The sequence below is a fragment of the Mesorhizobium sp. M7A.F.Ca.MR.176.00.0.0 genome, assembly GCF_004023165.1.
Taxonomy (GTDB): Bacteria; Pseudomonadota; Alphaproteobacteria; order Rhizobiales; family Rhizobiaceae; genus Mesorhizobium.
This window is the reverse complement of record NZ_RZTC01000023.1, coordinates 58,366-67,036: the sequence shown is the minus strand read 5'-3', so window position 1 is coordinate 67,036 and position 8,671 is coordinate 58,366. Positions and strand designations below refer to the sequence as shown.

Below are 8,671 nucleotides of genomic sequence, written 5' to 3'. Positions count from 1 at the left end.
CTCCGTGTGGCAGTCGTCACGACGCTGGCCTGTTCGCTGCTGCTTCAGGCCGGCTACTTCGGCTGCGTGCTCTTTTTCGCGGACGTCGATGATCTGTAGAACTGTTCATTCGCTCCGCAGAGGGCCGGCGAATCCAATCTCTTCCTAAGCCCGTTGGCCGTAATCGAAAGACACGGGGCCGGCGAGTTCGTGCTCAGCTGCCACTGTGCTAGCAAGGGAACGGAATCCAATCCCGGAGCAGATGGCCAGAGTTGAGCGAAGACTGCGGTCGGAGCTCCTGCGCTTCCGGGTCTCCAAGGGGACGACTTTGCGAACCGAAGGGACTTTGAACCGTTGACGTGGCCGGCGTGCGGTAGGTTGGGCCAGCGACAGGGATCCCAGCCGGCCGGGAAGCACCGCCCTCTCAATGTGCGTTGACTTCGCTTCCTTTGGCGAAATGTGGGTAACGGCGAAGGCCGCACTCTTCCCGGGCCGTCGACATTCCCGCCCTTTTGGTGCGTGCGCCGTTAGGCGCGACAATTCGGTGCCCGCGTGTAACTGCGCGCATTCGCCGAAGCTTAGACGTGGTGCATTCCCGCTCGCCCGTTTGGCGGACAGTTCCGGCCGTGCTGGTTTTGCCGGCCTAACGCCCGCCGCTCGTCACTGCCACACCCCTCTCCGGCAACGGCTCGGCGCATCGCGCAAGCCGGTTTAGCGATCAGGCCAGGCCCTTCGCGAGTTCCAACGCCTGCCGTTCGAAGAGGCGGCGGTAAATGCCACCATCGAGATTGATCAGGGCGGCATGATCGCCGTCCTCCATGATGCGGCCACGGTCGAAGACGAGCAGCCGATCGAGCGAGCGGACCGTCGACAGCCGGTGTGCGATGACGAGTGTGGTTCGGCCCACCATCAACCGATCCACCGCTTGTTGAATGAGCACCTCGGATTCCGAATCGAGGCTCGATGTGGCCTCGTCCAGAATAAGGATCGGCGCGTTCGCGAGGAAGGCGCGCGCGATCGCCACGCGCTGGCGCTCGCCGCCGGAGAGCTTCAAACCCCTTTCGCCGACCAATGTCCCATAGCCCTTCGGCAGGGGCGCGATGAATTCGTGGGCACTTGCCAGTCGTGCCGCTTGCTCGATCTCGGCCTGGCTCGCGCCAGGCCGGCCATAGGCGATGTTCTCGGCAAGCGACCTGTGAAACAGGATCGGCTCCTGCTGCACGATCGCGATCTGCGAACGAAGGGAATCTTGGGTCACCTCGGAGACGTCCTGACCGTCTATCAGGATCCGGCCGCCGCTCAGGTCGTAGAGTCTCTGGATCAGCTTCACGAATGTTGTCTTGCCGGAACCGGAGGGTCCAACCAACCCAACCCTTTCGCCAGCTTCAATCGACAGCGAACATTCGCTATAGAGCGGCAGGGGATGGTTGGCGTAGCGGAAGTGGACGTTCTCGAAATCGATACGGCCGTTCGTGATCCGGATCGGCTTGGCCTCTGGACGATCGGCAACATCCACCTGCTGATTGTGGATGGCCACCAGTTCTTCCATATCATTAACCGAGTGCTGCACGTTGCGGACATGCATGCCGGCATCACGCAGATAGCCCTGCAGGACGATGAAGGACGTGAGAACATATGCTATCTCGCCCGGCGTTGCCTGTCCATGCGACCACAGAAGCAGGGCATATCCGACCACCGCCACCCTGAGCGCAACCAAAGTTACGCCTTGGGTTGAGCCGATGATCGTTCCGCGCACCCAGCTCCGGCGCGCGCGGTGCCGCCATTTCGTCATGATATTTGCAAGCCGCTCGTCTTCGCGAACCTCTGCGCCGAAGCCCTTGACCACAGCGTTGCAACTGACCGCGTCCGCAAGCGCGCCGCTGAGCCTTGTGTCCCATCGGTTGGCAAGGCTCGCCGCTGGCGCGACATAGCCGAGCGACAGCGAAATCGAAAACGCAAGGTAGACGAGAGAGCCGCAAGCAAAGATCACGCCCATGACCGGCCAGTGCCAGCCGAGCAGCACCGTCGAGCCGATCAAGATGACAAACGACGGGAGCAGCGTGACGAGTATCGTGCTGTTGAGGAGGTCGAGCGCCCACATGCCGCGCGTTATCTTGCGCACTGTCGAGCCGGCGAAGCTGTTTGCATGCCAGTCTGTCGAAAAGCGCTGCACATGATGGAACGCTTCGGTCGCGACGTCGGAAATCATTTTCAACACCAGGTCGCTCAGGCCAATGAAGGCGACGTGGCGCATGGCAATGCCACCGAGTGCCAATGCAATCGGTACAGAGAATGCTGCAACAGCTGAATCCGAAGCTGGTGCTGCCGCATTAGCAGCACGAGAAACAGCGTCGATGAGTCGGCCAGAATAGAGCGGCATCAACACGTCAGCCAGCGTGGAGGCGAGCATCGCGGTCATTATGATCGCGAGCCGGGCCGGCTGCCTGTTCCAGAGGCGAACAGTGAAGGCGAAAACTTCGCGACAAGTGGCGCCGCGCCCATGGACGGGGAAACGTTTCATAGTTTCCAAGCGGGCGCATCAACACGCTCCGTCCCAAAGACGTTAAAAGACAAAACTGGAATCTCGACCTCCCCCATAACAGCATCAATTTTGGCGGGCAGCTCCTGCCGCCTCACGATGGTGAGGTTCAAAAGTCGTGCCAACCGAGCGGGAACAGCCGAAGGGCAAATTCAGCAGGTTACCGAGCCTGGAGAAAGTCAGCCGCGATCCAGTCGAATACTATTGCTTCGGCTGCCCAACTCGGGAGATTGGAAAAGAGGGTCGATGTATCGATTGAATTCTAAATTGTTCCTGCCTCGATCAAATAAGTACAGGCAATGCAGCTCTCTCAGGCCCGAGACTTAGGTGCTGATTTCAAAAGCGCGCCGCGAATACTTTCCTGCCCATATTCCGTCAATCGAATGCTCGACTGTCGGATTGTGCGCTCCCCGACACAGTGCTGTTCGGTTCGCCTCCTGGGTACCTCCCCAGTCGATTGACAACCTGAAGAAGAAGCTTCGCTCGCAAGCTGGCACGACTCTTGAAGGTACTCCAGGTGGCGGAAGGAACTCCGGCTCGGTCCCGTTGACTTCGCATGTTGCGAGGCTGGGCTGGAGCAAACTTTGCACCAATGAGAACGCAATGAAGGAGGCATCATGGAACTCCCGCGGATTGCGGTGGAGTTAGACCTATTCCTCGAGATGACTGATGATATCGCTCAATCCGAACAGTTGTTCGAACGGATGTCTGCGTTTGCGCTGAAGTTCGATTGCCCGTGGATTGCCTATGGCCCGCTCGCATCAAAACAGGGGGTTTTCAAGCCGAACCGAGAGGGTTCTGTGGTGATGTGGAATTATCCTGCTGAATGGCAGGAGCGCTACTCGAGAATGGGCTATGCCAAAATAGACCCACTCATCAAGAAAGGTCGAAAGGAGGCGGGGCCCTTTCGATGGAGCGAGGTGTATACCGATGAAAGCATAACTGAAGATGGACGCCGCGTCTTGGACGAAGCAGCAACATTCGGCTTGAGGTCAGGCGTTACCGTCCCATTACATGGCCCTGGTGACAGCTTTAGGTTTGTGAGTTTTTGCTCAATCCTCGGACTGCGAATTGCAGAATAGAACGATCACCTACCTGCAAATGGCCGCGCTGCGGTTTCATCTGATGGTTACGAGGTTCAACACTACGACTGCGTCGGAACAAATTCATAACCTCTCTCCGAGAGAAATACAGTGCATTGATTGGGTGTCGAAAGGAAAATCGTCATGGGAAATAGGAACTATTTTAGGCAGATCACGAAATACGATAGATTTCCATTTAAAAAATGTAATGCGGAAGTTGGATGCGACCAGCAGAACGGTAGCTGTTGTAAAAGCTTTGAAACTTGGGATTATCGAACCGCCGTAGGTGCGCAGCTAGTTCTCCGCCCGTAGTAGCGCGCGTGATAGCCGAGACGCTCCGGCGTGCGCTCGCTCTTCGAAGCATCCAGCGCCTCGTCCATCTCGGCCTCGAGCACCTCCTGCATCACGGCGCGAATCACCTCGTGCAATCCATCCGGGTTCGAAAGCAAAATGTCGTTGACGCTGCTATGGCGGATTTATCTTCAGGCTTGGTCCTGGTGGCGATGCTGAGTTCGCTTCGCTGAGATTGGGCGGTCATGACAGGGTGGTGTTCAATGTCACCGATTCCTGGAAGAAACTACCATCCGTATTAAGCGACTGACGATGAGTGATGTGTGTCCAAAATCTGACAGCCGTCAGAAAACATGTCGGGTTCAATACAGCGGAGCGTCTTAGCCCTGTCGGGCTTTTCGAAGCCTATCTCGCAGTAACTGCGCGCCAGGCGCACTAGCTCGGCCTTTGCTGGTCGATGTGCGGCAATATAGTGTGAGGGCTGACCCGCATGAGAACACGGAACTCGCTCGATGAAGGATGATCGACGGCATCCAGAAAGCTTCTCTCCGGCGGGTTCGAGGGTGCTGCGCGCGCATCTCGGCGACGGGCCAGCGACCAACGGTTGAGGCTACATCTCCGGAGCGAGTGATGCCTCGAAAGATGCAATGCTGTCTCTGGTCCGACGCGCTGGAAGTTTGTGAAGGGTCGGCCCGGCAAATCGGTGAACCGGGCGGCTTAGGCTGCCAAAAAGGGTAGATGGCTGCGTTGCCTCGGTAGATCAGCAGGCGGTATCAGAAAGCCAAAGGCACACGCACACCATCGTGGCGCTTCGCAGGAAGTAGATGGGAGTAATCACCAGTGATTTTACCGGAACTTCGCTCAGCAAACACAGCCGGCAGGGTTTTGGAGATAACGACGACCACGGGATGCGTCGTAGGATGTTCATATTGTCCCCAGGACAAGTTCGCGGTCCGGCAAAGAAAAGTGTCTCATGCGAGTCATCTGGATCTTGAAGATTTCAAGCGGTGTCTGGCCCGCGTACCGACTTCCGTCGACATTGGTTTTGCGGGATACTCCGAACCTTGGCTCAATCCGGACTGTACCGAAATGGTGGAGCACGCCTTCGCCAAAGGCCATGGCATCAGGATTTTTACGACGCTGGTGGGAATGAACGGGCAGGACCTGCAGCGATTGCAAGCCTTGCGCTTGGGCGTATTCGTGGTCCATGTTTTCGATGACGGCACCTACATGAACAGCCGCCTGGTCGGAGACAAGTATCGCGATCTGGTTCGTCAACTCGTCGACGCGGACATCCCCTTGATCCGATTCGTGGCCTTGGGCGAGCCCCACCCAGATATTGCCGACATTATTCCTACCGAAGCCCTGATAAAAGCGCGGCCGGTGAGCAGTAGGGGTGGAAGCGTCGACGCTAAGATCGTTGCACCACGTCAGCCAGTGGTCGGAGCCCTAACCTGCGTGGACGCACGACAGTATCGGAATGTTCTTCTTCCAAACGGCGACGTTACCCTGTGCTCTATGGATTTTGAACGGCGTCACGTATTGGGCAACCTTCTATATGAGGGTTACTCCGCTCTGTTTGAAAAACCAGTTTTTCGCGAAATCGTCGACCGCATGAATGGAGCGGATGGTTTTCTGCTTTGCAGGATGTGTGAATTCGCCGACCCAAACGACCGGACCTGAGTGGATGCCGGCCGAGAGGGCGTGCCGGCAGTGCGGATGGCCCCACGACACATGCACCTGCCCGCGACGCCATCGCATTTTCGCGTGACGCCAGCATGATTCCGTAGGCGCGGCAGTGGACCCCGAGGCATTTCGGAGACGAGCTCATCGAAAGGTCTTCGCCTTCCAACCGAGCTTGTCGGCCTGCCTGGCTTGGGGTAACGCCGATCACAGGTCAACCTCGGTCGGACGGAAATAGCGTTCGTCGATCCCGATCAGCGCTTGGTTGCTTACTCACGGCCCACCTCGTCAACGCCTTTACCCTCCCAGACTATCTCCTTTTCGACTCGCCTGAAGGCAGCAGCCCCAGCTGCGGCCGGGGATGGTTGCCGTCGCGGTGTCGGGCGAATTGAGAAGCTGACCCCCTGACGAAATGAAGAACTGACCCCCTCGGTTATGAGAGGAGGCATGAATGACGATTGGGATTTCGGCGATTCCTGCATTGTCGAGAACGATGCAGGGAGAGGAGATGCTTCAGCCTGAAGAGGTGGCAGCGATGCTGCGGCTGCATGAGCTTGGCTGGGGAGCGAAGCGGCTGGCGAAGGAATTCGGGTGCGCGCGCAACACGGTGCGTCGGTATCTGCGCGAAGGCGGGACTGTTCCGTTTCGCAAGCCTGTGCGGCGGAGCGCGTTTGACGGGCTAGACGATTGGCTGCGGGAGCGCTTCTTCCGCCATGGTGGCAACGCCGATGTGGTGCGCCAGGAACTGGAGAGCGAACATGGGATCGTCATAGGGCTTCGGTCGGTGGAGCTTCGGGTGCAGGGTTGGCGTCGGGAGTTGAGGGTGCAGAAGCGCGCAACGGTTCGGTTTGAGACGGCGCCGGGACATCAGATGCAGATCGACTTTGGCGACACGCGGGCGTGGATCGGCGGCGAGCGTGTTCGGGTGCACCTGTTTGTGGCAACGCTGGGTTACTCGCGTCGGCTGCATATCCGTCCCTCGCTTCGGGAGCGCCAGGCGGACTGGTTGGAGGGGATGGAAGGAGCCTTCCTTCGCTTCGGCGGGGTTCCAACGGAAGTGCTGTTCGATAATCCGAAGGCGCTGGTCGAACATCACGATGCGGCGACGCGGGAGGTGCGCTTCAATGTGCGGCTGCACGCCTTTGCCCGCTACTGGGGATTTACGCCACGGGCTTGTGCGCCCTACCGGGCGCGTACGAAGGGAAAGGACGAACGCGGGGTCGGCTACGTCAAGCACAATGCGATTGTCGGCCGCCGGTTCGAGAACTGGGCGGCGTTCGAGGCGCATCTGGAACGGTGGACGCGCGAGATTGCCGATCAGCGTGTGCATGGCACGACCGGGGTGGCTCCTGCGGAGCGCTTTGCCGAAGAAGCCATGGCGCTTCGCCCTCTGGGCGGACGGGCGCCGTTCGGGCAACTGCGGGATCTCGTGCGCAAGGTCCAGGCAGACTGCGCAATCGACCTGGACACGAACAGTTACTCGGTTCCCTGGCGGCTGATCGGGGAGAGCGTCCAGGTCGTGGTGCTGGGCGGCCGCGTTATCGTGCGTCATGCGGGCGAGGTGGTGGCGGATCATGCGTTGTGCCGCGGACGTCGCCAACGGATTGTCGAGCGCGCGCATCTTGCCGGCGTGGTCGGCGCTGCTGGCGCCGGTGCGATCGGCGCCGGTGGATATCGTTGCGCCTTCCGCTCTGTTGCGGCCGCTGGCGGAATATGAGGCACTGGTGGGAGGCAGCTGGTGATGACGACGGTCGATCACGAGATGCTGGTTGGCTCAGCTCGACCGGCTGAAGCTGACCGCGATCCGGGACCAGCTCGATACGCTGCTGGACGAAGCGGCGCGTTCGCAGATGATCTTGCGCGAGGCTTTGGCCTTCCTGGTGACCCACGAGATCGCGCGGCGCGACGAGCGGCGCATCTCTATGGAAGGCAAGATCGCGCGGTTCCCGTTTGTGCGCGAACTCGATGGCTTCGACTTCGACGCGCAGCCGTCGCTGGATCAGCGCCAAATCCGGGAGCTGGCGACCTGCCGCTGGATTGCCCATGGCGACACGGTCCTGTTCCTTGGACCTCCGGGTACGGGCAAAACACATCTGGCGGTGGCTCTCGGGCGCGAGGCGATCCGGCAGAACCATAGCGTCCAGTTCGTCACGGCGGCCACGCCGTGGCGATGCTGGCCAAGGCCAATGACGACGGTTCACTCGAAAAGCAACTGACGACCCTGTCGCGGCCGAAACTGCTGATCATCGACGAGCTCGGCTATCTCCCGTTCGAAGCCAATGCCGCACATCTGTTCTTCCAGCTGGTGTCGCAGCGTTATGAGCGGGGATCGATCCTGATCACCTCCAACCGCTCGGTGGGCGAATGGGGCAGCGTGTTTGGCGATCCCGTGGTGGCAAGGGCGATCCTTGATCGCCTGCTTCATCATTCGACAGTGATAACGATCCGTGGCGACAGCTACCGGCTTCGCGAAAAGCGTCGTTCCGGCCTATTGCAGAAGGCCGGAACGACGCTCGGTACCAACGAAACCGCAAAACAATGAGGGGGTCAAATCTTCAGTTCGCCCAGGGGGTCAAATCCTCACTTCGCTTGACACGCGGTAGTGGACGTTCTCGAAACCGATGCGGCCCTTCGCCAGCGCGTCTCCCGGTTGCTTCCGCCTGGCTTACGAACGGGCTTTCCGTCAAGGGCGCCCGCGGCGGCCCGCCCTCTTGACCCGGCGGCTCGGGGCCAATCATCTCGCGAAAGAGATCGGAATCCGCAGTCTTCTCCAAGAGAGCGCGGCTTTCGCTGTGTCATCGGTCATCAAATAGTTTCTTGAATCAGGTTGGTGTCCGCAGCCCGAGGTTGAACGGCGAATATTGATGACCGCCGCGAAGCCGCTGGCTCGCTACGGCGCTATTGAGGAGCGCGCTCGCGAGCGGCTTCTCGCTACCGCCGAGCTACACAACCTCTGGCGACGCGACCCCGCTGATCTCCTGGGACTCATCCATTGTCCGGAGGCGCTATGGGTAGCGATGGGTGGGTACGTCAACTACCTGATGCCATAGTATCCATGCTTTCGCGGAAGCTTTAGAAGCCATCTTATTGCAGCACA

4 protein-coding genes and 3 pseudogenes are annotated in these 8,671 nt (G+C 59.4%); 5 read left to right on the top strand and 2 right to left on the bottom strand.

The annotated features are described in order from the left end of the window. Nucleotides 1-697: 697 nt before the first annotated feature. Nucleotides 698-2,500 carry an ABC transporter ATP-binding protein gene (locus tag EOB59_RS10630; protein ID WP_128288335.1) on the bottom strand — a complete coding sequence of 601 codons (1,803 nt, stop codon included), beginning with the start codon at nt 2,498-2,500 and terminating at the stop codon, nt 698-700. A 635-nt stretch (nt 2,501-3,135) separates the two neighbouring features. Between EOB59_RS10630 and EOB59_RS36150 the strand changes: the two genes are divergently transcribed. Together EOB59_RS36150 and EOB59_RS36145 are read left to right on the top strand one after the other, a co-directional pair. Next, nucleotides 3,136-3,600, top strand: coding sequence for an autoinducer binding domain-containing protein (locus EOB59_RS36150; RefSeq protein WP_245330126.1), 465 nt, complete (start codon nt 3,136-3,138; stop codon nt 3,598-3,600). A gap of 19 nt (nt 3,601-3,619) precedes the next feature. Continuing rightward, nucleotides 3,620-3,886, top strand: coding sequence for a helix-turn-helix transcriptional regulator (locus EOB59_RS36145; RefSeq protein ID WP_348630899.1), 267 nt, complete (start codon nt 3,620-3,622; stop codon nt 3,884-3,886). Nucleotides 3,887-3,902: 16 nt separating this feature from the next. Here the strand turns inward: EOB59_RS36145 and EOB59_RS10620 are convergent. Beyond that, nucleotides 3,903-4,138: pseudogene (locus tag EOB59_RS10620) on the bottom strand (transposase); the annotation flags it as partial. A gap of 719 nt (nt 4,139-4,857) precedes the next feature. Here EOB59_RS10620 and EOB59_RS10615 point away from each other — a divergent pair. The 3 genes and pseudogenes from EOB59_RS10615 to istB all read left to right on the top strand — a co-directional run bounded on the left by EOB59_RS10615 (nt 4,858) and on the right by istB (nt 8,116). Then, entirely contained in the window at nt 4,858-5,574 is a 717-nt protein-coding gene (locus tag EOB59_RS10615; RefSeq protein ID WP_245486588.1) for an SPASM domain-containing protein, read from the top strand. Between the two features lie 451 nt (nt 5,575-6,025). Next, nucleotides 6,026-7,316: pseudogene (istA, locus tag EOB59_RS10610) on the top strand (IS21 family transposase). Next, a pseudogene (istB, locus tag EOB59_RS10605) lies at nt 7,316-8,116 on the top strand (IS21-like element helper ATPase IstB). The pseudogenes istA and istB overlap by 1 nt, the downstream one beginning before the upstream one ends. Nucleotides 8,117-8,671 lie beyond the last annotated feature (555 nt).